The organism is Corynebacterium halotolerans YIM 70093 = DSM 44683 (assembly GCF_000341345.1).
GTDB classification, from domain to species: domain Bacteria; phylum Actinomycetota; class Actinomycetes; order Mycobacteriales; family Mycobacteriaceae; genus Corynebacterium; species Corynebacterium halotolerans.
Genome location: NC_020302.1, coordinates 1,371,144 through 1,395,516 on the forward strand (window position 1 = coordinate 1,371,144; position 24,373 = coordinate 1,395,516).

The window sequence follows — 24,373 nt, forward strand, 5'->3', positions numbered from 1 at the left end:
GACCCGGACACAACCGTCGCCGCTAAGATCGGGCGGGTGACTGACGCTGTGACTGACCCCGCCGACGAACCCGCCGAGCTGACCGACGGGTCCGACACCGATCTGCGCCGGCAGTGGAATGAGCTGGCCGAGGAGGTCCGCCACCACCGGGACCTGTACTACAACGGACAGCCCGCGATCCCGGACGCCGACTTCGACGCGCTCTTCCGCAGGCTCCAGGCTCTCGAGGAGGCGCATCCGGAGCTGGCCGTGCCGGACAGCCCGACCATGGAGGTCGGCGCCCCGCCGGTGGCCAGCTCCACCTTCGACAATGTCGAGCACCTCGAACGGATGATGAGCCTGGACAACGTCTTCGACGCCGGGGAACTCGCCGAGTGGCTCGCACGCACCCCGAGCGGCACCTACCTCACCGAGCTGAAGATCGACGGCCTGTCCATCGCGCTGGTCTACCGCGACGGGGTGCTCGAGCGCGCCGCCACACGCGGTGACGGCCGCGTCGGCGAGGACGTCACCGCCAACGCGAGGGTCATCGACGACATCCCGCACAGGTTGACCGGCACCGACGAGTTCCCGGTGCCGGCGCTGCTGGAGGTCCGCGGCGAGGTGTTCATCGCGATCGAGGACTTCGCCGAGGTCAATGAGCTGCGCCAGGCCGAGGGCGGAAAGCCCTTCGCCAACCCGCGCAACGCGGCGGCCGGTTCCCTGCGGCAGAAGAACCCCGAGGACGTGCGCAGGCGCCGCCTGCGGATGATCGCCCACGGCATCGGCGCCCGGGAGGGCTTCACCCCGGACAGCCAGCACGACGCCTACCGGGCACTGGCCGCCTGGGGGCTGCCGGTGTCCCCGTACACCGAGCAGGTGCACTCGGCCGGGGAGGTCGTCGAGCGCGTGACCTACTGGGCCGACCACCGCCACGACGCCGTCCACGAGATGGACGGCCTGGTGGTCAAGGTCGACTCCTACGCCGAGCAGCGGGCGCTGGGGGCGACGTCGCGGGCCCCGCGTTGGGCGATCGCCTACAAGTACCCGCCGGAGGAGGTGACCACCCGGCTGCTGGACATCCAGGTCGGCGTGGGCCGCACCGGCCGGGTCACCCCCTTCGCCGTGATGGAGCCGGTCCTCGTCGCCGGCTCCACCGTCGCGATGGCCACGCTGCACAACCAGACCGAGGTCAAGCGCAAGGGCGTGCTCATCGGCGACACCGTGGTCATCCGCAAGGCCGGCGAGATCATCCCCGAGGTGCTCGGCCCCGTCGCCGAGAAGCGCGACGGCACCGAGCGCGAGTTCATCTTCCCCACGCTGTGCCCGTCGTGCGGCACCCGTCTGGCACCGCAGAAGGAGGGCGACGCCGACTGGCGCTGCCCGAACACCCGCAGCTGCCCCGCCCAGCTGTCCTCGCGGCTGACCTACCTGGCCGGGCGCGGCGGCTTCGACATCGAGGCCCTCGGGGAGAAGGGCGCGCAGGACCTCATCCGCCGCGGCATCCTCACCGACGAGTCCGGGCTGTTCGACCTGACGGAGGGGAAGCTGCTGGACTCGCAGGTCTACACCGCGAAAAACGGCACGGTCAACGCCTCGGGCAAGAAACTGCTGGACAACCTCGAGACGGCGAAGAAAACCGACCTGTGGCGCGTGCTGGTCGCCCTGTCCATCCGCCACGTCGGCCCCACCGCCGCCCGCGCGCTGGCCACCCGCTACCGCTCGCTGCAGGCGCTCGTCGACGCCCCGGTCGAGGACATCGCCGAGACCGACGGGGTGGGCACGATCATCGCGGAGTCCTTCCGCGAGTGGTTCGAGGTCGACTGGCACCGCGCGATCGTCGAGCGCTGGGCCGCGGCCGGCGTGACGATGGAGGACGACGCCGACGACCTCGCCGAGCAGACGCTGCAGGGGCTGACGATCGTGGTCACCGGTTCGCTGGAGGGCTTCAGCCGCGACGGCGCGAAGGAGGCCGTCATCGCCCGTGGCGGCAAGGCCTCCGGCTCGGTGTCGAAGAAGACCGACTACGTGGTGGTCGGGGAGAACGCCGGCTCCAAGGAGACGAAGGCCCGCGACCTGGGCCTGCCGATCCTGGACGAGGCCGGCTTCGTCCGGCTGCTGGAGACCGGGAACCCGGAGTAGTGGTCACCGCCGGCGGGAGACCAGCAGGGCCGAGACCGTGAACAGGGCGGCGGCCGTGACGGGACCGATGAGGCCCCAGAGGTTGATCACGGGGCCGATGTCGGCCGTCCACCAGAAATAGAGCCACGAACCCCAGCCCGTCAGCCCCGCCGCGCAGCCGAGCAGCCCGGTGGCCAGCATGGTGACGCCGTGGCTGCGCCAGGTGAGCAGCACCGCCACCACCGCGGCGGTGAGCACCCCGGCCCAGCACACGATCGCGAGGGGGGTCGGTCCGGCGGGGAGGCTGAGGAAGAAGAGTCCCAGGAGCACGCCGTTGAGCACGGCCGCCGCCAGGAGTGTCTGTCGCATGGTCGGCTAGGTCAGCAGCGTGCCGACGATCTTGCCGAGGTTGGCCAGGTGCCTGACCTCGTTGGCGAGGAAGTCCGGCCCGCCGGTGCGGGCGACGATGAGCACCATGCCGGTGCCGTCCAGGGGAGTGGCGGCCAGGGCGGAGTCGAGCAGCGCCCAGGAGGCGGGGATCCAGTCCTCCTGGTCGGGGTGGAGCACCCGGGCCTCGGTGACGTGGATGGAGATCGGGATCGAGCCGTCGTCCTCGGGGGCCGCCTGGGAGGCGGCCACCCGGGTGATGGGTTCCGCGTCGTTGAGGACGACGGCCCAGGTGGCGGTCATCGACTTCGGGATGACGGAGACGAGCTTGTCCATCGCGTGGGGGATGTCGCGGGCGGAGGCGGCGACGTCGGCGAGCATCCGGATCTGACCGCGGCGGTCCACCGTGCCGGAGAACGGGCGGATGGAGTCGACCTCCACGCCCTCGACGCTGCGGGCGGCGGTGATGAGCACGTCGGCCATGACCGTTTTCGGCAGGGCGATCACGATGTCGTCCATCACGGTTCCGTCGGGGAAGGCCTCGACCACGTCGACGGAGCGGATGTTGCCCTCGACGAGACCGAAGGCCTCGGCGAGCTGTCCGAGACTGCCCGGGCGATCGGGGAGCAGGACGCGGATGAGGAACGACATGGGCGTGGACACCCTTTCGGATGGATGGGTCATGGTGGGAAGAGACATGGCAGGCAGATGCTTGGGTCGACAACTTCAGGCGGGGGTAAGTCAATTTTAATGACCACTCAAGAAGTAGGAGCGATCTAACTCACAATTGTGCCCTGTTGTGTCTGCTTCGGGTGAAAAACGGGGGTGGCGCACCGAGTGTCCGCACGCCGTGCGGGCTGCAGTAACATGGGCTGAGTTCCAAGATGTCCAAGGTTCAAGAATCGACGCGCAAAGGATTGTGTCCCCGTGCCTGAAATTTCGCGTGACGAGGTGTCCCACCTCGCGAAGCTGTCCCGCCTGGAGCTGAGCCAGGAGGAACTCGACAAGTTCGCCGAGCAGATCGACGGGATCGTCGCCCACGTTTCGGCTGTCCAGCAGGTCCCGGCCGAGGGCGTCGAGCCGATGAGCCACCCGCACTCCATCACCACCGCCATGCGGGAGGACGTCGTGGAGAAGATGCTGACCGCTGAGCAGGCCCTCGACCAGGCCCCGGCGGTCGAGGACCAGCGGTTCGTCGTCCCGCAGATTCTGGGGGAGCAGGAGTAAACATGACCACCACGACCACCCACACCGTGCCCGAATCCGGGCTGACCGGACTCACCGCCGCCGAGCTGGCCCGCAAGATCCACTCCCGCGAGGTCACCTCCCGTGAGGTCACGCAGGCGCACCTGGACCGCATCGGCGAGACCAACGAGGCGATCAACTCCTTCCTGCACGTCAGTGCCGAGGAGGCGCTCGCCGCCGCCGACGACGTCGACAAGCGTCTCGACGCCGGCGAGGCCCCCGCCTCCCCGCTGGCCGGCGTGCCGCTCGCGCTCAAGGACGTGTTCACCACCACCGACGCGCCGACCACCGCCGGCTCGAGGATGCTCGAGGGCTGGGTGAGCCCCTACGACGCGACGGTGACCAAGAAGATCCGCGCCGCCGGCATCCCGATCCTGGGCAAGACCAACATGGACGAGTTCGCCATGGGCTCGTCCACCGAGAACTCCGCCTTTGGCCCGACCCGCAACCCCTACGACCTGGACCGCACGCCCGGTGGCTCCGGCGGCGGCTCCTCGGCCGCGCTGTCCTCCGGGCAGGCCCCGCTGGCCATCGGCACCGACACCGGCGGCTCCATCCGCCAGCCGGCCGCGCTGACCAACACCGTCGGCGTCAAGCCGACCTACGGCACCGTCTCCCGCTACGGCCTGATCGCCTGCGCCTCCTCGCTCGACCAGGGCGGTCCGACGGCCCGCACCGTGCTCGACACCGCGCTGCTGCACGAGGTCATCGCCGGTCACGACCGTTTCGACGCCACCTCGGTGCCGCGTCCGGTCGCCCCGGTCGTCGAGGCGGCCCACGAGGGCTCCACCGGCGACCTCAAGGGCGTCCGGGTCGGCGTGGTCAAGCAGTTCGACCGTGAGGGCTGGCAGCCGGGCGTGCTGGAGAACTTCCACGCCTCCGTCGAGCAGCTCAGGTCCCAGGGCGCCGAGATCGTCGAGGTCGACTGCCCGCACTTCGACGACGCGCTGGCCGCCTACTACCTCATCCTCCCGTGCGAGGTCTCCTCGAACCTCGCCCGCTTCGACGGCATGCGCTACGGTCTGCGCTCCGGTGACGACGGCACCCGCTCGGCCGATGACGTCATGGCGCTCTCGCGCGCCGAGGGTTTCGGCCCGGAGGTCAAGCGCCGCATCATCCTGGGCACCTACGCCCTGTCCGTCGGCTACTACGACGCCTACTACCTGCAGGCCCAGCGCGTGCGCACGCTGATCGCCCGCGACTTCGAGCAGGCCTTCGGGCAGGTCGACGTGCTGGTCGCCCCGACCACCCCCTCCACCGCCTTCAAGCTGGGGGAGAAGATCTCCGACCCGCTGGCGATGTACAACTTCGACCTGTGCACCCTGCCGCTGAACCTGGCGGGACTGGCCGGTATGTCCGTGCCCGCCGGCTTCGCCTCGGACACCAACCTGCCCGTGGGGCTGCAGATCATGGCCCCGGCCTTCGGCGACGACCGCCTCTACCGTGTGGGCGGTGCGTTCGAGGCCGGCCGGAAATAACCCCTTCCGGCCCATCCCGCGCCCCGGCACCCCGGCGACCGACGACAGGTCACCGGGGTGCCGTCGTTTTTCGTTAAAAGACGAGGTCAGAGAGGGCGGTGGCGAAGATGAAGGGAGCTTCATTTCCGGTTCACCGGGTTCTCATGTGGCGGCGGTTAAGTGGTGTGTGACGCCGGGCAGACAAACTGCGCGGTTCGGACCGTAACGAGAGAGGCACCCACACCATGTCCACTTCCTTCCCCCAGGTGGAGTCCATCGCCCCGACCGTCGACCATCTGGCCGCCCAGGTTCCCGCCACCGCAGAGCTGCACTACGCCGCCGCGGCAGCCACCGGGGCCCTGCGTGCGACCGCGGTGCCGGAGCGCATCCAGGCCTCCTACACCACCCGCTTTGTCGCGCAGGCCCTCGAGTCGGACCGGGGCGCCTTCCACCTCATCGCCGGCGAGGAGATCACCCCGCAACCGGGTGATGTCGTCGTCGCGCGGGTCAGCGCCATCCGCCACCACAAGCGGGTGGAGACCTCCGGGTCCCGCAAGGCCATCCTGTTCGAGAACAATCTCGTCCTGCTGGCCTACGGTCACCGATACGCCGCCGACCAGTTCCTCGCCCACGTGCCCGACAGCCTCGACCACTGCCACCTGGTCGCCGCCGGCGGCATCGCCGGAACCGTCACCCACTCCCACTCCCGGATCTCCGGGCCGACGGAAATCGAGCCGTTGGGGCTGCTCGCCGACTCATCCGGCGTGGTCAACCTCCGCCGCTTCGCGCCGCACTCCAATGACACCACTGGCATCAGGCCGGGGACCGGGGTCGGCGCGAACGGTCGACCGGAGGTCATCGCGGTGCTGGGCACGGCCATGAACTCCGGCAAGTCCACCACCCAGGCCTGTCTGGTCAACGGCCTGAGCGCCGCCGGCCGACGCGTCGGCGCGGGCAAGATCACCGGCACCGGGGCGGGCAATGACCGGATGATCTACCACGATGCCGGGGCCCACCGGGTCATCGACTTCACCGACTTCGGCTACCCGACCACCTTCCGGCTCAACTTCGCCGAGATCCGCACGCTGACCGTCAGGATGATCGACGAGCTCGCCACGGACTGCGACGTGGTGATCGTCGAAATCGCCGACGGTATCTACCAGGGCGAGACCGCCCGACTGCTGCGCGACGAACTGTTCCAGGACACCGTCGACCAGGTCGTCTTCGCCGCCACCGACGCTCTCGGCGCCTACGCCGGGGTGAGTGCCCTGCAGGAGGCGGGCCTGCGGGTGGCCGCCCTCGCCGGTGTGGTCACCTCCTCACCCCTGGCCGCCGACGAGGCACGGGACGTCCTCGTCCCGGCCGGGGTTCCCGTGCACCCCACCTTCGACCTCACCGACCCGGCCCTGGCCGCCGGACTGCTGGTGCGCGGGTAGATGACGGCGCCGGATCGGAAGGGCCCGGAGGGGGGCCGCGAGGGGGAGGAGGCCATTGGGCGCATGCCACCCGTGTGGGCGGGACGCCGTCGGCGGCTGCTCGTCTGCCTGGCCGTGCTCGGCGGTCTGCAGGCGGTCCTGGCGCTGATGATGGCGATGACCGTCAACGCCCTGCTCTCGCCGAACCCCTCCTGGGACGGGTGGGATCTGATGGCGCTGGGCACTTCGGTGTTGGGCATCGGTCTGGCGCGCTGGATCGAACGCGTGGTGGCCGAGGAGCTCGGCCAGGACTATGTCTTCGAGCAGCGCCGCCGGTTGATGACCAGTGCCCTCGGTTCGACAAATCCGGCCGGTTCCCTCGGGGTGACCGTCACGCGGGCGAGCAATGACCTGACCGCGGTGCGGAACTGGGTGGCGCTCGGCCTCGTCCCGCTGGTGACCGCGGTCCCCCTGATCCTGGTCATTCTGCTGGGACTGGCGGTCATCGACTGGCGGGTCGCCGCCGTGGTCTCGGCTCCGCTGCTGCTGGTTGTCGCGGCCGTCCCCGTGCTGGCCTCGCAGACGCTGCGGCGTTCCCGCGAGCTGCGCCGGCGTCGGGGGAGGATGTCCGCCCGGATCGCGGACTCGGTGCTCGCGGGCGAGTCGGTCCGCGTGTCCGGGGCGGTCCACCGGGAACTCAAGGCCGTGGACCGCGATTCCGGCAAGGTGGTCACCGCCGCGGTCGACCGCGCGTGGATCACGGGACTGACCAGGGCCCTGACCGTCACGGCGGCCTCGCTGTGCACCGTCGCCGTCGTCGTCCTCGCCGTTCTCGGCCACGCCGATCCCGCCGGCGTCGCCTCGGTGATGACCCTGCTGGGAGTGATGTCCACCCCCGTCACTGACTTCGGGCGTGTCGTGGAGTACCGCCAGAACTACCGGGCGGCGGCGCGTATTCTCGTCCCCCTCATGGCGGAGGCCGACGCCATCACGGCCCGGGAGCGGCGGCGCCGGGCGGAGTTCCGGCGCACGGACGTCGGGCCGTCGGTGGCCACCGGGCCGGGGGAGGTGACCGTCCGCGGGCTGGTGGTGGACGGCCGTCGGCTGCCGGACCTGCACGCGGCCCCAGGCGACCGGATCCTCCTCAGCTCCGCGGATCCGGCCAAGGTCCGGGCGGCCGTCCGGGAACTGTTCGGGACCGGGACCGCAGGCGTGCTGGGCATCGACGGCCGGGACTACGCCGGGACGCCGGCCAGGGCGCGCCGCGGGTTGGTGGGTCTGGCCTCCGGGCATATCCCGCTCGAGCGGGGCTCCGTCTCGCGGCTGGTGTCCTACCGGGTGCCGGACGCCTCGAACGTGGAAATCCGGCAGGTGCTCAACGAGGTGGGACTGCGGGAGACGGTCAGGGCGGCGGGGAGGGGGCTTTCCCTCAAGCTCAAGAATGGCGGGAGCCCCTGGTCCGGGGGCGAGGTCACGCGACTGAAGCTGGCCCGTGCGCTGCTGCGCCGCCCGCCCCTGTTGGTTCTGGAGGGCGTGGACAGCCTGCTCGGTGCCGAAGGAATCGACCTGCTGCGGCGCATCATCGACAACTATCCCGGGGTGGTATTCTTCTCGTCCCACCGCCCGGAACTGCTGGCGGAGAACTTCATCGCCTGGGACGTCGGCGGGGAGGCGCCGGCCGGCGCCACCCGGTCGCGGAGCGGCGGCGACCCGGGGGTGGAGGAGGACGAATGATCTTCTCCACAGTGAAAAGGTAGGCTAGCCTAAGTAGCGTACGCGACAACAAGTCCCAGGAGGCACTTTCCCCGATGAACAACCCCAACCGCCGTGCCCGCCCCGCCCACGAGGCCACCGTCACCGCCATCCGGCGACTGTCCCCGGACCTGATCCGCCTGAGCTTCACGGCCCCCGCCCTGATCGGCCGCGAACTGCCGCACACGGACCATTACATCAAGCTGCTGTTCGTGCCGGAGGGGGCCGGCTACTCCTGGCCCTTCGACCTGCCGACCATCCGCGAGACCCACCCGCGTGAGCTCCAGCCGGTGACCCGTACCTACACCTTCCGCCGCGTGGACACGGCCACGGGTGAATTCGACGTCGACTTCGTCACCCACGGCGACGAGGGGCTGGCCGGACCCTGGGCCCAGCGTGCCGAGGTGGGGGAGGCCATCGGCTTCTCCGGCCCCGGCGGTGCCTGGCACCCCGGGGAGGGCTACGAGCACTTCGTGCTGGCCGGCGACGAGGCCTCCGCCCCCGCCATCGCCGCGGCCGTCGAGGAGCTGCCGGAGGACGCCACCGCCGACGTCTACGTCGAGATCGCCGGCCCGGACTCCGAATTCGAGATGCCCACCCACGCCGGCGCCACCCTGCACTGGGTCCACCGCAACGGCGCGACCCACGGCACCGAGTTGTCGGCCGCCGTGCGGGCCGCGGGCATCCCACAGGCCCGGACCTCCTGGTTCATCCACGGTGTGGCCGAGATGATCAAGGAGATGCGCCGCTTCCTTTTCGTTGACGGCGGCATCGGGCGCGACGATGTGTCCATCTCCGGCTACTGGCGCATCGGCATGACCGAGGACCAGTGGCAGGCCTCCAAGCGGGAGTTCAACGAATCTCTCGAGGAAGAGGAGTCCAGGCTGCGCGCCTGACTAGCGCGCGTCCGCCAGGGCGTAGGCGGCGCCGGCGGCCACCGCGGTGACGGTGAGCACCGACGGCCAGGAGCCCATCTTCTTCGCCAGCGGGTGCGAGGCGCCGAACGCGCCCACGTAGAGGGCGGACAGTCCCACGGTGGTGGGCACATCGGTCTTGGCCAGCCACGAACGGCCGGCCCAGATGCCCGCCGCGGCGAGCACCACACCGCCGATGGGGCGGATTCCGGTCTCGCGGGCGGTCAACCACCCGCCGAGCAGGCCACCGGCGACAACCGTGGCGGTGGAGACGTTCTCAGGCTTCTTGATGTCGATCATTCCCATGACCGCGAGTCTACGTTGTCCGCCCTCCGCCGAGGGGGCACGCCTCACCCGGTGCGGCGGTGCCACCGGCTAGGATCACCCTGGTGACCACCCAGAGCCCGCAGGAGACCGTGCTGCCCGAGCCGCAGGCCTGGCGCGCGCTCGCGGCCCTGTGCCTGGGCTTCTTCATGATCCTGCTGGACCAGACCATCGTCGCCGTGGCGACCCCGCAGTTCCAGACGCAGCTGGACGCCAGCCTCAACCAGGTCGTGTGGGTGACCTCGATCTACCTGCTGTGCATCGTCGTGCCCCTGCTGTTCACCGGGCGACTCGGCGACCGGTTCGGTCAGCGCACCGTCTATCAGATCGGCGTCGGCGTCTTCACGCTGGCGGCCATCGCCTGCGCGCTGGCCCCGACGATCGAGGTGCTCATCGCCGCCCGCGCCGTCCAGGGACTCGGCGCGGCCATCCTCACGCCCCAGACCATGAGCGTGATCAACCGGGTCTTCGCCCGCCACCGCCGCGGCCGGGCCCTGGGTGCGTGGGGCGCGGTGGGATCCGTCGCCAGCCTCGTCGGGCCCGTGCTCGGCGGTTTCATCGTCGGTACCTTCGGCTGGCGGGGCATCTTCTTCCTGCACGTCCCCGTCGGGTTGCTGGCCCTGGTGCTCGCCGGCCGGTGGGTGCCCACCCTGCCCACCTACGCCCGGAGGATCGACGTGCCTTCCGTGGCCGTCTCCTTCGTCGCCATGGCCGCCATCGTCTTCGCCATCCAGCAGGGCCCCGAACTCGGCTGGCCGGCGTGGGTGTGGGGGCTGCTCGCCGCCGGCCTGATCCTGGTCGTGGTGTTCGTACGCCTGCAGACCAGTGCCGGAGACCGGGGCAGCGAGCCGCTCGTGCCGCTGAGCATCTTCCGCAACCGCAACTACTCCCTGGGGGCGTTCTCGATCGCGACGATGGGCTTCACCGTCTCCTCGATGATGCTGCCGATCATGATCTGGCTCCAGGCCGCCCGCGGGCTCTCCGCGGAGCAGGCCGGCCTGATGATGGTGCCCATGGCGGTGGTGGCCATGGTGCTCTCCCCGCTGGTCGGCCCGCTGGCGGACCGCTACCACCCGCGCCTGCTGTCGATGCTCGGTTTCGGGCTCATGGCCGGCTCACTGCTCACGGCCTGGGCGATCATGCGCTCGGAGGTGCCGACCGGCTGGTTCCTGGCCGCGGCCGCGCTGATGGGGTTGGGCAGTTCCTTCGTGTGGGCGCCGAACTCCACGACGACGATGCGCGATGTGGAGATCGCGCACATGGGCGCGGCGTCGGGGGTCTACAACACCACCCGGCAGACCGGTTCGGTCCTGGGTGCCGCGGCCGTCGGGGCGGGCATGCAGATCGGCGTGGCGCGGGCGGGACTGGCCACCGGCATGGCCGATGCGCTGCTGCTTCCGGCGCTCGTCCTCGTCCTCGGCTTCGTCGCGGTGTCCTTCTTCCGGGCCGATCTGCCGGCCGCCACGCACCCGGCGGGCGGCGGACCTCCTCGCTAGAGTGGTGGCCATGCGTATTGCCACCCTCACCTCCGGCGGCGACTGCCCCGGCCTCAACGCCGTCATCCGCGGAATCGTCCGCACCGCCAGCGCTGAATTCGGCTCCACCGTCGTGGGGTACCAGGACGGTTGGCAGGGCCTTCTGGAGGACAAGCGCGTCCAGCTCTACGATGACGAGAACATCGACCGCATCCTGCTCCGCGGTGGCACCATCCTGGGGACGGGACGTCTGCACCCGGACAAGTTCCGGGCCGGTATCGACCGCGTGAAGGCCAACCTCGCGGACGCGGGCATCGACGCGTTGATCCCCATCGGCGGCGAGGGCACGCTCAAGGGCGCGAAGTGGCTGGCCGACAACGGTGTCCCGGTGGTGGGTGTGCCCAAGACCATCGACAACGACGTCAACAACACCGACTACACCTTCGGCTTCGACACCGCCGTCTCCGTGGCCACCGACGCCATCGACCGGCTGCACACCACCGCCGAGTCCCACAACCGCGTCATGATCGTCGAGGTCATGGGCCGCCATGTCGGCTGGATCGCCCTGCACGCGGGCATGGCCGGCGGCGCGCACTACACCGTCATCCCGGAGGTGCCCTTCGACATCGCCGAGATAGCCAAGGCCATGGAACGCCGCTTCCAGCTGGGGGAGAAGTACGGCATCATCGTGGTCGCCGAGGGGGCGACGCCGAAGGAGGGCACCATGAACGTCAGTGAGGGCGAGGTCGACCAGTTCGGCCACCGGACCTTCACCGGCATGGGCCAGCAGATCGCCGACGAAATCCACCAGCGTCTCGGCCAGGACGTGCGCACCACCGTCCTCGGCCACATCCAGCGCGGCGGCACCCCCACCGCCTTCGACCGCGTGCTGGCCACCCGCTACGGCGTGCGCGCCGCGCGGGCCTGCCACGAGGGGGACTTCGGCTCGTGCGTGGCCCTGCACGGCGAGAACATCGAGATGATCCGCCTCGACGACGCCGTCGACACCCTCAAGCAGGTGCCGGTGCAGCGCTACCACACCGCGCAGGCGATGTTCGGGTGATTCCGCCGACGGAGGGGCTCGGTCCCTGCGGACCACCCGGTGATGACACCCCGGGCGGCGCGACATAGGGTGTACCGGGTGTGACCGGAACCATAAAGCAGTGACCGGTCATGGACGGGTCCGGCAGACCCTGCCATCACCTGGGGCGGGGGAGACCCCGCAACGCCACCAACCGCGGCCGTGCGGCCACGGCCCGTCCTGACTCCGCACCCTCCTCTCGTCACCATCAAAGAAGTGATGGGCGGCGAACCGCTGACCAGGAAGAACAATGTCCCACATCCGCGACACCTCCCGCGTGACCCCGGACGTCGACACCGGATCCACCACGCCCACCCCATCCATCTCCGCCACCGAGGACCGCGCCGCCTACATCGCCGCGCTGGGATTCCCGATCCTGGTGATCATCGGTGGAATCGTCGGTTTCACCGCCTCAGATGCGGTGTCGACGATCTCCGGCTGGACCAACACGCTGCTCGGGATCGTGATGTTCGGCATGGGGCTCACCCTCAGGCCCGTCGATTTCGCACTCGTGGCCAGACGACCCCTGCCGGTGGCGATCGGCGTTGTCGCCCAGTACGTGCTCATGCCCCTCATCGCGCTGCTGGTCGTGTGGATCCTGCAGCTGCCCCCCGAGATCGCCGCGGGTGTCATCCTGGTCGGCTGCGCGCCCGGCGGCACCAGCTCAAACGTCGTCTCCTACCTGGCGCGGGGTGACGTGGCACTGTCGGTGACCATGACCTCCGTCTCCACGCTCCTGGCGCCGCTCCTCACTCCGCTGCTCACCCTGTGGCTCGCCGGGCGGTACATGCCCCTCGACGCCGGTTCAATGGCGCTGTCCATCGTCCAGGTGGTCCTGGTCCCGGTCATCGCCGGTCTGCTCATCCGGTTGCTCCTCCCCCGGGTCGTTGAGGCGGTGCTGCCGGTCCTGCCGTGGGTGTCGGTGGTGGCCATCGCCATGATCGTCGCCATCGTCGTCTCCGGTTCCCGCGACGTCATCGTGGAGGCGGGCCTGATCGTGCTGGTGGCGGTGATCATCCACAACGCCCTGGGGTACCTCCTGGGCTATCTCGCCGGCCGGTTCACGGGGCAGCCCGTTCCGGCCCGGCGCACCATGGCCGTCGAGGTCGGGATGCAGAACTCCGGTCTGGCGGCCGGTCTGGCCACCCAGTACATGTCGCCGTTGGCCGCACTGCCGGGTGCGGTGTTCTCGGTGTGGCACAACCTCTCCGGCGCCGTGGTGGCGGCGCTGTGCCGTGCCGCCGACCGGCCCCGCCGCTGACGCGGACGTCGAGACGCAGCGGGGAGCCCACCGGGGGCGTCGACCTTCTGGCGCGTACGCGAACGGGACAATCTAGAATGGTCGCCATGACTGCCGCCACGTATGACCTGATGGACTTCGACGAGGTCCTGGAAAAATTCGATCCTGTCATGGGCCTGGAGGTCCACGTCGAGCTGGGGACGGAGACCAAGATGTTCTCCGCCAGCTCCGCGCACTTCGGCGCAGAACCCAACACCAACGTCGACCCGGTCTCGCTCGGCCTGCCGGGCGCCCTGCCCGTGGTCAACGCCAAGGGTGTGGAGTGGGCCATCAAGATCGGCCTGGCGCTCAACTGCGAGATCGCCGAGTCCTCGCGCTTCGCCCGGAAGAACTACTTCTACCCGGACCAGCCGAAGAACTACCAGATCTCCCAGTACGACGAGCCGATCGCCTACAACGGCTACCTCGACATCATCCTCGAGGACGGCACCGAGTGGCGGGTGGAGATCGAGCGCGCCCACATGGAGGAGGACACCGGCAAGCTCACCCACCTGGGCGGCGAGAGCGGCCGCATTCACGGCGCGACGGCCTCCCTGGTCGACTGCAACCGGGCGGGCATCCCGCTGATCGAGATCGTCACCAAGCCGATCGAGGGGGCCGGCGAGCGTGCCCCGGAGATCGCGCGCGCCTACGTCTCCGCGCTGCGCGACCTGGTCAAGGCCCTCGGCGTCTCCGACGCCCGCATGGACCAGGGCAGCATGCGGGTGGACTCCAACCTCTCGCTGCGCCCCATCGGGCAGTACGAGTTCGGCACCCGCACCGAGACCAAGAACATCAACTCGCTGAAGTCGGTCGAGCAGGCCGTGCGCTTCGAGATGATGCGCCAGGCCGCCGCCCTCGAGAACGGCGAGGAGATCGTCCAGGAGACCCGCCACTACCAGGAGGGCGACGGCTCGACCTCCAAGGGACGTCCGAAGGAGACCGCCGAGGACTACCGCTACTTCAACGACCCCGACCTGCCCCCGGTCATCGCGCCGAAGGACTGGGTCGAGGAGATCCGCTCCACGCTGCCCGAGCTGCCCTGGGTGCGCCGCGCACGTATCCAGAAGGAGTGGCAGCTCTCCGACGCCGAGATGCGCGACCTGGTCAACGCCGGCGCCCTCGACCGCATCATCGAGACCGTCGAGGTCGGCGCCACCCCGAACGAGGCGCGTTCCTGGTGGGTGTCCTACCTGTCGCAGAAGGCCAATGAGACCGGTGTCGAGCTGGAGGACCTGTCGATCACCCCGACCGAGGTCGCCCGCGTGGTCACACTCGTCAACGAGGGCAAGCTGACCACCAAGCTCGCCCGGCAGGCCGTCGACGGCGTCCTCGCCGACGAGGGCACCGTCGACGAGGTCGTCGCTGCCCGGGGCCTGGAGGTCGTGCGTGACGACGGCGCGATCGAGGCCGCCGTGGACGAGGCGTTGGCGGCCAACCCGGACATCGTCGAGAAGTACCGCGCCGGCAACAAGAAGGTCACCGGCGCCATCGTCGGTGCCGTCATGAAGGCCACGAAGGGTAAGGCCGACCCGGCCCAGGTGAACAAGCTGATCGCCGAAAAGCTGCAGTAAGTCTTCTCCCGCTGAACAGGGCCCCGACCTTCACGGTCGGGGTCCCTTTTGGCGTCGTAACCGCCCCGGCCCCCGGGGGAACGGCGGGGACGAAGCGGAGGATCCAGATCCGGTGACGAAACCGGCACGGATGCCGCCGTTGCTCCCACCGCGCGAACCGCCGGGGCCCCGGGCGGCATCAGAGCAGGTCACAGGGGGCAGATATGGAGAATCCGCCGCAGGTGTCCGCAGCACGGGGGAACCGGGGGTCTGCGTCGCGGAGGGGTCCCACCGCGTCGTCCCGGGTCTGCTTTATGCCGCTTCTGCCGTGCTTTATTTCTCCGGGCCTGTTAAGGTCAGTGCCCGTTGCACGGGAAAGCGAGACGTGGTCGCAGACTCCCGGTGGATAACGATTGGAAGCGGTTCGGGGGAACCGTGCGGGGGCCGGGAATGCTCGACCGCGTCCGACGTCAGAAAACAACTGACGGGGTGCGCGACCTCCCGTGCGTGCGCACCTCGCCACACTCAGTGTGCGAAGGACTGAATTTCAAAGTGCTGAAAAAGACCGTCACCATCGCGTTGGCGTTCGTGGGATTACTGGTGGGGGCCGGTTTTGCATCGGGCCAGGAGGTGATCCAGTACTTCATCTCCTTCGGGTCCATGGGACTGTGGGGGGTCGTCGTCGCCGGTGTCCTCATGTGTCTGGCGGGAGCGGTGATCCTCCAGATGGGCAGCTATTTCCTCGCCGACGACCACAATGCGGTGTTCCGGAATGTCGCCCACCCGATCGTCTCGCGGTTCCTGGACATCTCCACGACCCTGACGCTGTTCTGCATCGGCTTCGTCATGATCGCCGGCGCCGGCTCCAACCTGGAACAGCAGTTCGGGTTGCCCACCTGGGTCGGGGCGGCCCTGATGACCGTGCTGGTGCTGGTCTCAGGTCTCCTGAACGTCGAGAAGATCAGCCAGGTGATCGGCGGCATCACCCCGCTGATCATCATCGCGGTCATCGTCGCCGGGGTCTACACCCTGTTCAACCTCCCCGAGGACCTCACGGGACTGTCGGGCATCGCGGCCCAGGAGTCGTCGGCGCTGTCGCACTGGCTGCTCTCCGCGGTCAACTACACCTCCATGGCACTGATGCTCGGCCTGTCCATGCTGCTGGTCATCGGCGGTAACGCGCTGAGCCCGAAGGCCGCCGGCATCGGCGGATTCGCCGGTGGCCTCGTGTTCACGGTGCTGCTGCTCATCCTGGCCTTCGTGCTGTTCCTCAATATCGGGACCGTCGCCGGAACCGACATGCCGCTGCTGGCGGTCTTCGATCAGATGCACCCGGCCGTGGGCGTGATCGTCGCCCTGGTCATCTACGCGATGATCTACAACACCGCCATCGGCATGTTCTACGCCCTGGGCAAGCGCCTGACCGCGAAGCGCCCGGAGAGGTTCCGCCCGGTGTTCGTCATCGGCACGCTGGCCGGCTTTGTCGTCAGTTTCCTGGGCTTCAGCAATCTGCTGGGCTGGGTCTACCCGGTCCTCGGCTACATCGGCATGGTCATGATCGTCGTCATGGTCGTCGCCTGGGTGCGCGGCCGCGCCCGCATCGGCCGGGAGATCCGGATCCGCGACCGCCTGCGCGAGCTGGCCTTCATCAAGCTCCACCCCCGCAAGAAGCTGTCCAGGCGGGATGAGCAGGAGGTCCGTGGCCTGGCCGGGGACTCCTGCGTCGACGGGCGCGAGCTGTGGGAGTCCCTCCAGGAGGAGGTCATGGACGAGCTCGAGCGCTCCTCGGACATCAGGGTCGAGGTGGACACCGGCCGGGATGTCCGGGCCACCACCGGGCGCGGCTGAGCCGGCACCCGCTCGTAGTAGCTTCCGAGACGTGCCCCGCCCTACAGCGGGGCACGTCGTTGTCCGCTCCGTGGGGAGGGGCGGGAAAAACCACCGCCCCTATTGACGTGTCAACATCACACTCCTACACTTAAACTTTAAAGTTAAAGTAATGGAAAGGGAAAGAAAATGACCACGCTGCAGAACGCCACCCTCAACGCCGACACCACCATGGACGCCGTGACCCTCCGGGTTGGTGACCTGGAGAACATGTCCTCCTACTACTCGGGCGCGCTGGCCCTGGAACCCCTCGAGGAGAAGAGTCACGGCGACGAGGTCTACCGCGTACTGGGCAGGAGGGGGGCGCCGCTCATCCGGCTCATCGCCACGCCGGATCTGCCGGTGGGCAACCCCCGCCAGGCCGGGCTCTTCCACACCGCCTGGCTGTTCCCGGACGCCGCGAACCTCGCGGCGACCGTCTACCACGCCGCCCGGGACCCGCGCAGCCGCTTCGTCGGCTCGAGCGACCACCTGGTCAGCGAGGCCTTCTACTTCACGGATCCGGAGGGCAACGGCATCGAGCTCTACGTCGACCGGCCGCGCGGGGCCTGGAGGTACACCGCGGGTGAGGTGGACATGGACACCATCCGGCTCGATCCGAACAGGTACCTCTCCGAACATCTGACGGAGGCGACGGTGGGCGACACCACCAGTCTCGACGGCGAGGTCGGCCACGTCCACCTCCAGGTCGGCGAGCTGGACCGGGCCCGGGACTTCTATGTCGGCGCCCTCGGCTTCGAGGTGACGCAGTCCCGGTACCCCGGCGCCCTGTTCGCCTCCGCCGGCGGTTACCACCACCACGTGGCCATGAACATCTGGAACAGCCGGGGAGCGGGCCCGCGCGCGGCGACCCTCGGCCTCGGCAACGTCGCGGTCACCGTGCCCGCGCGTGAGGATCTCGACCTGCTCGTCGCCCGACTGCGGGCCGCGGATCTGCAGTTCAGCGACGACGGCCGGACCGTCGCGGTGCGCGACCCGTGGAACACGCAGGTGACGGTCTCCCTGCCGGGCACCACCACCGAGGGCCTGCTGCTCCCGGAGCACCGCCCGCTCGCCTAGGCGGGGAAGACCCTCGACACCGGGGCGCGTGGCGGGGCACACTGGTGCCATGAGCTTCCACAGGACCGCCTCCTCCTCCCGCACCCCCGCCGTCGACCGCTACGAGGACATGCCCTACCGCCGGGTGGGGAACTCGGGCCTCCGGCTGCCCGCCATCTCGCTGGGCCTGTGGCACAACTTCGGGGACGACAGGCCGCTCGAGACGCAACGGGCGATCGTCCGCCGCGCCTTCGACCGGGGCGTCACGCACTTCGACCTGGCCAACAACTACGGCCCGCCGCCCGGTTCCGCCGAAGCCAACTTCGGGCGCGTCCTGCGCGAGGATCTCGCCGCCCACCGCGACGAGCTGATCATCTCGTCGAAGGCCGGCTGGGACATGTGGCCCGGCCCCTACGGCTTCGGGGGCTCCCGCAAGTACCTCACGGCCTCTCTCGACCAGTCACTGACGCGGCTGGGCGTGGACTACGTGGACATCTTCTACCACCACCGGCCGGATCCGGACACCCCGCTGGAGGAGACCCTCTACGCCCTGCGCGACATGGTCACCGCCGGCAAGGCCCTGTATGTGGGCATCTCCTCCTACGGCCCGGAACTGACCGCGGAGGCCGCCGAGTTCATGGCGGAGGAGGGGTGCCCGCTGCTGATTCACCAGCCGAGCTACTCGATCGTCAACCGCTGGGTGGAGGAGCCCGGCGAGGACGGGGAGTCCCTGCTGCAGTCGGCCGCCGCCAACGGGCTCGGCGTGATCGCCTTCTCCCCGCTGGCCCAGGGGCTGCTGACCAACCGTTACCTGGAGGGGGTGCCGGCGGATTCGCGGGCAGCGGCGCAGAAGTCGCTGTCGGGGGAGATGCTCAGCGAGGAGAACCTGGCCATGGTCTCCCGCCTCAACGACATCGCCCGGGAGCGGGAGCAGACGCTGGCCCAGATGGCGATCGCGTGGGTGCTGCGCCAGCAGGGCGACTACGGGGCGGAGACCGTCGCCTCGGCGCTCATCGGCGCCTCCAGCGTGGCCCAGCTCGACGAGAACCTCGACACCCTCGACCATCTCGAGTTCACCGCTGCCGAACTCAGGGCCATCGACGAGGTCGCCCGCGACGCCGGCATCAACATCTGGGCGGGGGCGACGGCCTCGCGCATCCACGGCGACTGACGCGGGCGTCGGCACGCGGTCGCACCGTCACGCGCGTGGCGTGCCGGGTGGCTCGAGTCCGCCGAGGACCTTGGACAGCAGGTCGCCGAGCTGCACGGTCTCATCCTCCGTCAGGGTGTCGAAGACGCGTCGGCGGACCTCCGTGACGTGGCCGGGGGCGGCCCCGCGGAGGAAGGCACGGCCCTCCTCCGTCAGGGAGGCGATGTTCGTGCGCCGGTCGCCGGGGGAGGGCTGACGCACCACCCATCCCCGCTTCTCCAGACGGCTGACCACGTGGGAGAGGTGGGAGGCGGACATGTCGGACAGCCTGGCCAGCTCCGTCATGCTCAGTTGCTCGCCGGGGGCCATGGAGATCTGGGCCAGGGCGAAGTAGTCGCGGTGGTTGACCCCCGAGTCGCGTTTGAGCTGTTCGTCGAGACGGACCGGAAGCCACTCGCTGACCGACCACAGGGCCAGCCAGGTGCGGGATTCGGCGGTGTTCAGCCAGTTGACCGGTTCATTCATGGGTACCGATCGTAGCCGGTGGAGGTGCTCCGACGCCAAAACTTGAGCCTTAAAGTAAGCCGCGCCGTTAGGGTGGGGCCTGCACGGAACATCCACCCCCGAAAGGAACGGCCATGACCCTGATTCCCCGTACCGATTTCGACGTCTTCCCGCTGAACCTGGGCACCAACCCCTTCGGCTGGACCGCGGACAGGGATGAGTCCTTCGCGATCCTCGATGCCTTCGTCGAGGCCGGCGGAAACTTCGTCGACTCCGCGGACATCTACTCCATGTGGGCCGAGGGCAACTCCGGTGGCGAGTCGGAGGAGATCATCGGCCAGTGGCTGGCCTCCCGCGGCGCCGACAAACTCATCGTCGCCACCAAGTCCGGCGGTCACCCCTCCTCGGAGGGCCGTTCCCGCGAGGCCACCTACCGTGCGGTCGACGACTCCCTGCGGCGCCTCGGCCTGGAGACCATCGACATCTTCTACTACCACTACGACGACGAGAACATCCCGCTCGCCGAGCAGGCCGCCACCGCCGAGAGTCTGATCAGGGACGGCAGGATCCGGCACCTGGCCCTGTCCAATTACCGCCCCGAGCGCATGCGCGAGTTCTTCGAGATCACGCAGGGTTCCGCGGCGTTCCCGGTGGCCGTCCAGCCGCAGTACAACCTCCTCCACCGCACGGACTACGAGGACTCCTACCGCCCGCTGGCCGAGGAGTTCCAGGCCGCGTCCTTCCCGTACTTCGCCCTCGCCTCGGGCGTGCTGACCGGCAAGTACCGCTCCAAGGCGGACCTCGAGGGCCGCGCCCGCCAGGGCTTCGCCGAGGACCTGGTCACCGATGACGCGCTCCGGGTCGTCGACGCCCTGGTCGAGGTCGCCGAGTCCGCGGACTCCGCCCCGACCACCGTCGCGCTGGCCTGGCTGCTGACCAAGGGGGTCACCGCCCCCATCGCCTCGGTCTCCACCCCGGACCAGCTGCCGGAACTCATGGCCGCCCCCGAACTCAGGCTTGACGACGCCGCCGTGGCCAGGCTCGACGAGGCCTCCGCACCGTTCGCCGGCTGATGACCGCTACTGCAGCGCCACCTGCACGGCGATGGCGACCAGCACGACGCCGATGACCACATTGAGCACCCGCCAGACGCGGGGGCTGGACAGGGGGCGCGACAGCACCCGGGCGCCGTAGCCGACCACCGGGAACCAGATGAGGCTGGCCAGCAGCGCTCCGCCGGCGAACAGCCAGCGCAGCGTCTCGCCGTACTGGTTGGCCATGCCACCGATCATCACCAGCGAGTCGAGGTACGCGCCCGGGTTGAGCCAGGTCAGTGCGATCGCCAACCACATCGGCTTCACCCACGACCGCTGCCGCCGCTGGCGCTGTCCCCGCCGGACCTCCGGCTCCACCCGCGTGCGGGTCGCCAGGGCGGTGCCGCCGCCGGAACCCCCGGGCTCCCCGCCGTGGGGCTCGGAGGAGTCGACCACACTGATCTTCCCCGGCGCCAGCGCGTCCCGGAAGGCGATGAGCGCGAACCATCCCAGATACGCCACGCCCGCCCACTTCAGGACGGTGAGCAGCAGGGGAGCGTGCTCGACGAGCGCGCCCACGCCCAGGGTCCCGCCGGTGAACAAAATCACGTCGGAGACGATGCAGACGATGATGACGGCGGTGATCCCCTCACGGCGCACCCCCTGTTTGATCAGCAGAATGTTCTGGGGGCCGATGGCGACGATGAGGGACAGTCCCAGCAACAATCCGGCGAGCACAATCGACATACCCGACAGTCTCGTCCATCGCACCCATGAAGACCAGTTAAGTTCCTTCAGCGTGGTTTAGAATTGCTTCATGAACCCGGTTCACCTGCAGACCCTCCTGGCCATCGTCGACGAGGGCAGCTTCGAACTCGCGGCCCTCGTGCTGGGGATCTCCCCCTCGGCGGTCAGCCAGCGCATCAAGGCCCTCGAACGGGAGGCGGGGCGGGTGCTGGTCCGCCGCACCAGCCCCGCCACGGCCACCGACGCCGGTGAAATCCTGGTGCAGGCCGCCCGGCGCATGCGCCTGCTCCAGGCGGAGACCGACGCCCAGCTGCACGGGCGTCTCGCGCGCGTGCCCCTGTCCGTCGCGGTGAACGCCGACTCCCTGGCCACCTGGTTCCGGCCAGTGCTCGCCGACGTCGCCGGCTTCGGGGACGTGACCCTGCGCCTGCAGATCGAGGACGAGGCCCACAGCCTCGCCCTGCTGCGCCGCGGCGACGTCCTCGGCGCCCTCACCCGCGAGGCCGCCCCGGTCTCCGGTTGCGAATCCCTGCCGCTGGGGGTCATGCGCTACCTCGCGGTGTCCACACCGGAACTGCGCGACGACTTCACCCGGGGCGGAGAGCTGGACTGGGCACACATGCCGACGCTGCGCTTCGGACCCAACGACGCCCTCCAGGACGCCGACCTCGAGGGCCGGCTCGACGGGTCGGTCAGGCGCCGCCGCAATATCTCCCAGATTCCGTCCTCGGAGGCCTTCGTCCACGCCGCCCGCGTCGGCCTGGGCTGGGCGCTGCTGCCCGAGCTGCAGGCAAAGGACCTTCTCGACGCGGGCGAACTGGTCACCCTGGACGAGAAGGTCCTGGAGGTGGAGCTGTACTGGCAGCGCTGGCGGCTCGAGTCGGAGCTGCTGGAAAGACTCACCTGCTCTGTCGCGGCCGCCGCGACCCCGCTGTCTACTTCTGGAACGGCTCCGGGTTCTTGAGTCCCTCGCCCTCCGGGAGCGGGCCGGGCAGGGTGGTGCCGTCGGCGAAGGGCTGACCGCCGAACGCCTCGCGGCCGTGCGGGGTGGCCAGACCGGACAGATCGGGGCCGACGGGGACGATCTGGGTCGGGTTCACCTCCTTGTGCACGATGTAGTAGTGCTGCTTGATCTCCGTGAAGTCCGTGGTGTCGCCGAAGCCCGGCAGCTGGAAGAGCTCGCGCAGGTAGCCCCACAGATTCGGCATCTCCGTGATCTTGTTGCGGGAGGCCTTGAAGTGCCCGTGGTAGACGGCGTCGAAACGGACCAGGGTGGTGAACAGCCGGATATCGGTCTCGGTGACGTGATCACCCACGAGGTAGCGGCGGGCCGACAGTCGTTCCTCGGCCCAGTCGAGGGCGTTCCACAGCCGCTCGTAGGCGGCCTCGTAGGCCTCCTGGGTGCCCGCGAAACCGCAGCGGTAGACGCCGTTGTTGATCTCGGTGAACAGGTACTTGTTGATCTCCTCCATCTCCTCGGCGTGCTCGGCCGGGTACAGGTTCGGCGCGCCGGGACGGTGGTGGTCCGTCCACTCGATGATCATGTCGCGGACCAGGGAGGGGAAGTCGTTGGTGACGACCTTCTTCGAGGACTCCTCGACCATCGCCGGGACGGTGATGCCACGCGGATAGTCGGGGAAGCGGTTGAAGTAGGCCTCCTGCAACCGCGGGATGTCGAGCACCGGGTCCACCCCGCCCGGGTCCAGGTCGAAGGTCCAGGAGCGGACGTCGTGGGTGGGGCCGGCCAGACCGAGGGAGATGACGTCCTCGAGGCCCATCAGGCGGCGCACGATGACGGCTCGGTGGGCCCACGGGCAGGCGCGTGCGGCGATGAGCCGGTAGCGACCCGCCTCGACGGGCCAGTGGAAGGTGCCGTCCTCCTGCGCGGTCGGCTGCCCGGCGGGGGCGTCGGCCGTGATGCGGTCGTCGATGTAGGTGGTGTCGCGGACGAATTCGCCGTCCGGGGAAGCGTTCCTGGGGTCGCCCACCCAGTCCTTGTCGGTGGTGCTCATCGTGTGGCTCCTGTTCGTGAATGCCGTAACTTAGTGACGCATCAACAATCCTACGTGAAAAGCCCGTCCCTTTCCAGGTCCGGCTCCCGCCCAACTCCATTGTGTCTGTCTTCCGGCGCCGTTGCTACGGTTGTCTGATCATGAGGAAATCCCCGCCGGGCACGCCGGTCCGGCTCCTGACCGGCATCGCCGCCGTCCTGTCCCTGGCACTCGGAGCCACCGCCTGCACCCAGGAATTCGGCTCCGGGGGAGTGGCGGACTCTGTCACCGAAACCGCCACCGCGACGGGCTCCACCGCGCCGGCGCCCCCAGGGGAGCCGGGGTCCACCCCGTCCACCTCCGCACAGGGCGACGCGCCCCGGGCGGCGGGGGAGTACCACCAGCTCCTGGCGTCGCTGCCGGTGAAGGGCCGGGCCCCGATGACCGGATACGACCGGGACCTTTTCGGGCAGGCGTGGACCGACGACGTGGACGTGGAATTCGGACGCAACGGCTGCGACACCAGAAACGACATCCTCCGGCGGGACTTCGAGACCGTGCAGATCCGGCCGGGCACCCAGGGTTGCCTGGTGGAGTCCGGCACGATCATCGACCCCTACTCCGGCGGGGAGATCGAGTTCACCCGCGGCCGGGGAACCTCCTCCGACGTCCAGATCGACCACGTCGTGGCGCTCGCCGACGCCTGGGCCAAGGGCGCCCGGGCGCTGGATGAGCGGACCCGGCAGAACCTCGCCAATGATCCGGACAATCTCCTGGCCGTGGACGGCGGCCTGAACGCGCAGAAGGGGGCAGGTGACGCGGCGACCTGGCTCCCGCCGAACCGGGCCTTCCGGTGCACCTACGCCCAGCGGCAGATCACCGTCAAGGCGCGCTACGACCTGTGGGTCACCGCGGCCGAGCGGGACGCGCTCGAACGGCAGCTGAACACCTGTCCATGAGCGGACAGGGGGTTTTCCCGTCGCCTTCTTCCGGCAGGTCCGTTGCGCTCCTCCGGTCTCGACGTGATCGGTGGAAATTAC

22 protein-coding genes are annotated in these 24,373 nt (G+C 69.4%); 16 read left to right on the forward strand and 6 right to left on the reverse strand.

Features of this window, described 5'->3' with window-relative positions:
• Positions 1-78: 78 nt before the first annotated feature.
• Entirely contained in the window at positions 79-2,121 is a 2,043-nt protein-coding gene (ligA, locus tag A605_RS06395; protein WP_027004465.1) for an NAD-dependent DNA ligase LigA, read from the forward strand.
• Between the two features lie 3 nt (positions 2,122-2,124).
• Here ligA and A605_RS06400 read toward each other — a convergent pair whose 3' ends face one another.
• Both A605_RS06400 and A605_RS06405 read right to left on the reverse strand, forming a co-directional pair.
• Positions 2,125-2,469, reverse strand: coding sequence for a hypothetical protein (locus A605_RS06400; protein ID WP_015400692.1), 345 nt, complete (start codon positions 2,467-2,469; stop codon positions 2,125-2,127).
• Between the two features lie 6 nt (positions 2,470-2,475).
• Positions 2,476-3,138 carry an ACT domain-containing protein gene (locus A605_RS06405; protein WP_015400693.1) on the reverse strand — a complete coding sequence of 221 codons (663 nt, stop codon included), beginning with the start codon at positions 3,136-3,138 and terminating at the stop codon, positions 2,476-2,478.
• A 276-nt stretch (positions 3,139-3,414) separates the two neighbouring features.
• Here A605_RS06405 and gatC point away from each other — a divergent pair, with 276 nt between their 5' ends.
• The 5 genes from gatC (at position 3,415) to A605_RS06430 (ending at position 9,252) form a co-directional block, all read left to right on the forward strand.
• A complete protein-coding gene (gatC, locus tag A605_RS06410) occupies positions 3,415-3,714 on the forward strand; it encodes an Asp-tRNA(Asn)/Glu-tRNA(Gln) amidotransferase subunit GatC (RefSeq protein ID WP_015400694.1) in 300 nt (99 codons plus the stop codon).
• 2 nt (positions 3,715-3,716) lie between these two features.
• Positions 3,717-5,210: an Asp-tRNA(Asn)/Glu-tRNA(Gln) amidotransferase subunit GatA gene (gatA, locus tag A605_RS06415; RefSeq protein ID WP_015400695.1), complete on the forward strand. Its 1,494-nt coding sequence runs from the start codon at positions 3,717-3,719 to the stop codon at positions 5,208-5,210.
• A gap of 224 nt (positions 5,211-5,434) precedes the next feature.
• On the forward strand, positions 5,435-6,625 hold the full coding sequence (locus tag A605_RS06420) for a P-loop NTPase family protein (protein ID WP_015400696.1): 1,191 nt from the start codon (positions 5,435-5,437) through the stop codon (positions 6,623-6,625).
• 63 nt (positions 6,626-6,688) lie between these two features.
• Positions 6,689-8,338 carry an ABC transporter transmembrane domain-containing protein gene (locus A605_RS06425; protein ID WP_034991033.1) on the forward strand — a complete coding sequence of 550 codons (1,650 nt, stop codon included), beginning with the start codon at positions 6,689-6,691 and terminating at the stop codon, positions 8,336-8,338.
• A 74-nt stretch (positions 8,339-8,412) separates the two neighbouring features.
• Positions 8,413-9,252, forward strand: a complete 840-nt coding sequence (locus tag A605_RS06430; protein WP_015400698.1) for a siderophore-interacting protein — start codon at positions 8,413-8,415, stop codon at positions 9,250-9,252.
• Here A605_RS06430 and A605_RS06435 read toward each other — a convergent pair whose 3' ends face one another.
• Positions 9,253-9,576, reverse strand: a complete 324-nt coding sequence (locus tag A605_RS06435; RefSeq protein WP_027004467.1) for a hypothetical protein — start codon at positions 9,574-9,576, stop codon at positions 9,253-9,255.
• Positions 9,577-9,659: 83 nt separating this feature from the next.
• Here A605_RS06435 and A605_RS06440 point away from each other — a divergent pair, with 83 nt between their 5' ends.
• From A605_RS06440 to mgrA, 7 genes are all read left to right on the forward strand, one after another.
• The gene (locus A605_RS06440) at positions 9,660-11,090 is read left to right on the forward strand and encodes an MFS transporter (RefSeq protein ID WP_015400700.1); all 1,431 of its coding nucleotides are present in this window, start codon (positions 9,660-9,662) and stop codon (positions 11,088-11,090) included.
• A gap of 10 nt (positions 11,091-11,100) precedes the next feature.
• A complete protein-coding gene (locus A605_RS06445; RefSeq protein ID WP_015400701.1) occupies positions 11,101-12,132 on the forward strand; it encodes a 6-phosphofructokinase in 1,032 nt (343 codons plus the stop codon).
• 268 nt (positions 12,133-12,400) lie between these two features.
• The gene (locus tag A605_RS06450; protein WP_015400702.1) at positions 12,401-13,411 is read left to right on the forward strand and encodes a bile acid:sodium symporter family protein; all 1,011 of its coding nucleotides are present in this window, start codon (positions 12,401-12,403) and stop codon (positions 13,409-13,411) included.
• An 86-nt stretch (positions 13,412-13,497) separates the two neighbouring features.
• Positions 13,498-15,003: an Asp-tRNA(Asn)/Glu-tRNA(Gln) amidotransferase subunit GatB gene (gene gatB / locus A605_RS06455; RefSeq protein WP_015400703.1), complete on the forward strand. Its 1,506-nt coding sequence runs from the start codon at positions 13,498-13,500 to the stop codon at positions 15,001-15,003.
• A 531-nt stretch (positions 15,004-15,534) separates the two neighbouring features.
• Positions 15,535-16,830, forward strand: coding sequence for a YkvI family membrane protein (locus tag A605_RS06460; protein WP_015400704.1), 1,296 nt, complete (start codon positions 15,535-15,537; stop codon positions 16,828-16,830).
• Positions 16,831-16,998: 168 nt separating this feature from the next.
• A complete protein-coding gene (locus A605_RS06465) occupies positions 16,999-17,928 on the forward strand; it encodes a VOC family protein (protein ID WP_015400705.1) in 930 nt (309 codons plus the stop codon).
• Positions 17,929-17,977: 49 nt separating this feature from the next.
• Positions 17,978-19,078 carry an L-glyceraldehyde 3-phosphate reductase gene (gene mgrA, locus A605_RS06470; RefSeq protein WP_015400706.1) on the forward strand — a complete coding sequence of 367 codons (1,101 nt, stop codon included), beginning with the start codon at positions 17,978-17,980 and terminating at the stop codon, positions 19,076-19,078.
• A 27-nt stretch (positions 19,079-19,105) separates the two neighbouring features.
• Here mgrA and A605_RS06475 read toward each other — a convergent pair whose 3' ends face one another.
• Positions 19,106-19,582 carry a MarR family winged helix-turn-helix transcriptional regulator gene (locus A605_RS06475; RefSeq protein WP_015400707.1) on the reverse strand — a complete coding sequence of 159 codons (477 nt, stop codon included), beginning with the start codon at positions 19,580-19,582 and terminating at the stop codon, positions 19,106-19,108.
• A gap of 113 nt (positions 19,583-19,695) precedes the next feature.
• Between A605_RS06475 and A605_RS06480 the strand changes: the two genes are divergently transcribed.
• Positions 19,696-20,634 (forward strand): aldo/keto reductase, encoded by a 939-nt coding sequence (locus A605_RS06480; protein ID WP_015400708.1) that lies wholly within the window; start codon positions 19,696-19,698, stop codon positions 20,632-20,634.
• A gap of 6 nt (positions 20,635-20,640) precedes the next feature.
• Here A605_RS06480 and A605_RS06485 read toward each other — a convergent pair whose 3' ends face one another.
• Positions 20,641-21,342, reverse strand: coding sequence for a LysE/ArgO family amino acid transporter (locus A605_RS06485; RefSeq protein ID WP_015400709.1), 702 nt, complete (start codon positions 21,340-21,342; stop codon positions 20,641-20,643).
• 70 nt (positions 21,343-21,412) lie between these two features.
• Here A605_RS06485 and A605_RS06490 point away from each other — a divergent pair, with 70 nt between their 5' ends.
• Positions 21,413-22,306, forward strand: coding sequence for a LysR family transcriptional regulator ArgP (locus tag A605_RS06490; RefSeq protein ID WP_015400710.1), 894 nt, complete (start codon positions 21,413-21,415; stop codon positions 22,304-22,306).
• Here the strand turns inward: A605_RS06490 and A605_RS06495 are convergent.
• The gene (locus tag A605_RS06495) at positions 22,278-23,354 is read right to left on the reverse strand and encodes a glutathione S-transferase family protein (RefSeq protein ID WP_015400711.1); all 1,077 of its coding nucleotides are present in this window, start codon (positions 23,352-23,354) and stop codon (positions 22,278-22,280) included. The two genes, A605_RS06490 and A605_RS06495, sit on opposite strands and share 29 nt — an antisense overlap.
• A 140-nt stretch (positions 23,355-23,494) precedes the next feature.
• Between A605_RS06495 and A605_RS06500 the strand changes: the two genes are divergently transcribed.
• The gene (locus A605_RS06500) at positions 23,495-24,292 is read left to right on the forward strand and encodes an HNH endonuclease family protein (protein ID WP_015400712.1); all 798 of its coding nucleotides are present in this window, start codon (positions 23,495-23,497) and stop codon (positions 24,290-24,292) included.
• Positions 24,293-24,373 lie beyond the last annotated feature (81 nt).

What these genes read in the sequence shown, in the direction of transcription:
- A605_RS06435 (WP_027004467.1), bottom strand. Translation starts at nt 9,576, where the DNA reads ATGGGAATGATCGACATCAAGAAGCCTGAGAACGTCTCCACCGCCACG.
- A605_RS06475 (WP_015400707.1), bottom strand. Translation starts at nt 19,582, where the DNA reads ATGAATGAACCGGTCAACTGGCTGAACACCGCCGAATCCCGCACCTGG.
- A605_RS06445 (WP_015400701.1), top strand. Translation starts at nt 11,101, where the DNA reads ATGCGTATTGCCACCCTCACCTCCGGCGGCGACTGCCCCGGCCTCAAC.
- A605_RS06485 (WP_015400709.1), bottom strand. Translation starts at nt 21,342, where the DNA reads ATGTCGATTGTGCTCGCCGGATTGTTGCTGGGACTGTCCCTCATCGTC.
- A605_RS06430 (WP_015400698.1), top strand. Translation starts at nt 8,413, where the DNA reads ATGAACAACCCCAACCGCCGTGCCCGCCCCGCCCACGAGGCCACCGTC.
- A605_RS06450 (WP_015400702.1), top strand. Translation starts at nt 12,401, where the DNA reads ATGTCCCACATCCGCGACACCTCCCGCGTGACCCCGGACGTCGACACC.
- A605_RS06400 (WP_015400692.1), bottom strand. Translation starts at nt 2,469, where the DNA reads ATGCGACAGACACTCCTGGCGGCGGCCGTGCTCAACGGCGTGCTCCTG.
- A605_RS06425 (WP_034991033.1), top strand. Translation starts at nt 6,689, where the DNA reads ATGCCACCCGTGTGGGCGGGACGCCGTCGGCGGCTGCTCGTCTGCCTG.
- gatB (WP_015400703.1), top strand. Translation starts at nt 13,498, where the DNA reads ATGACTGCCGCCACGTATGACCTGATGGACTTCGACGAGGTCCTGGAA.
- A605_RS06420 (WP_015400696.1), top strand. Translation starts at nt 5,435, where the DNA reads ATGTCCACTTCCTTCCCCCAGGTGGAGTCCATCGCCCCGACCGTCGAC.
- A605_RS06500 (WP_015400712.1), top strand. Translation starts at nt 23,495, where the DNA reads ATGAGGAAATCCCCGCCGGGCACGCCGGTCCGGCTCCTGACCGGCATC.
- A605_RS06405 (WP_015400693.1), bottom strand. Translation starts at nt 3,138, where the DNA reads ATGTCGTTCCTCATCCGCGTCCTGCTCCCCGATCGCCCGGGCAGTCTC.
- A605_RS06490 (WP_015400710.1), top strand. Translation starts at nt 21,413, where the DNA reads ATGAACCCGGTTCACCTGCAGACCCTCCTGGCCATCGTCGACGAGGGC.
- mgrA (WP_015400706.1), top strand. Translation starts at nt 17,978, where the DNA reads ATGAGCTTCCACAGGACCGCCTCCTCCTCCCGCACCCCCGCCGTCGAC.
- A605_RS06480 (WP_015400708.1), top strand. Translation starts at nt 19,696, where the DNA reads ATGACCCTGATTCCCCGTACCGATTTCGACGTCTTCCCGCTGAACCTG.
- A605_RS06495 (WP_015400711.1), bottom strand. Translation starts at nt 23,354, where the DNA reads ATGAGCACCACCGACAAGGACTGGGTGGGCGACCCCAGGAACGCTTCC.
- gatA (WP_015400695.1), top strand. Translation starts at nt 3,717, where the DNA reads ATGACCACCACGACCACCCACACCGTGCCCGAATCCGGGCTGACCGGA.
- A605_RS06465 (WP_015400705.1), top strand. Translation starts at nt 16,999, where the DNA reads ATGACCACGCTGCAGAACGCCACCCTCAACGCCGACACCACCATGGAC.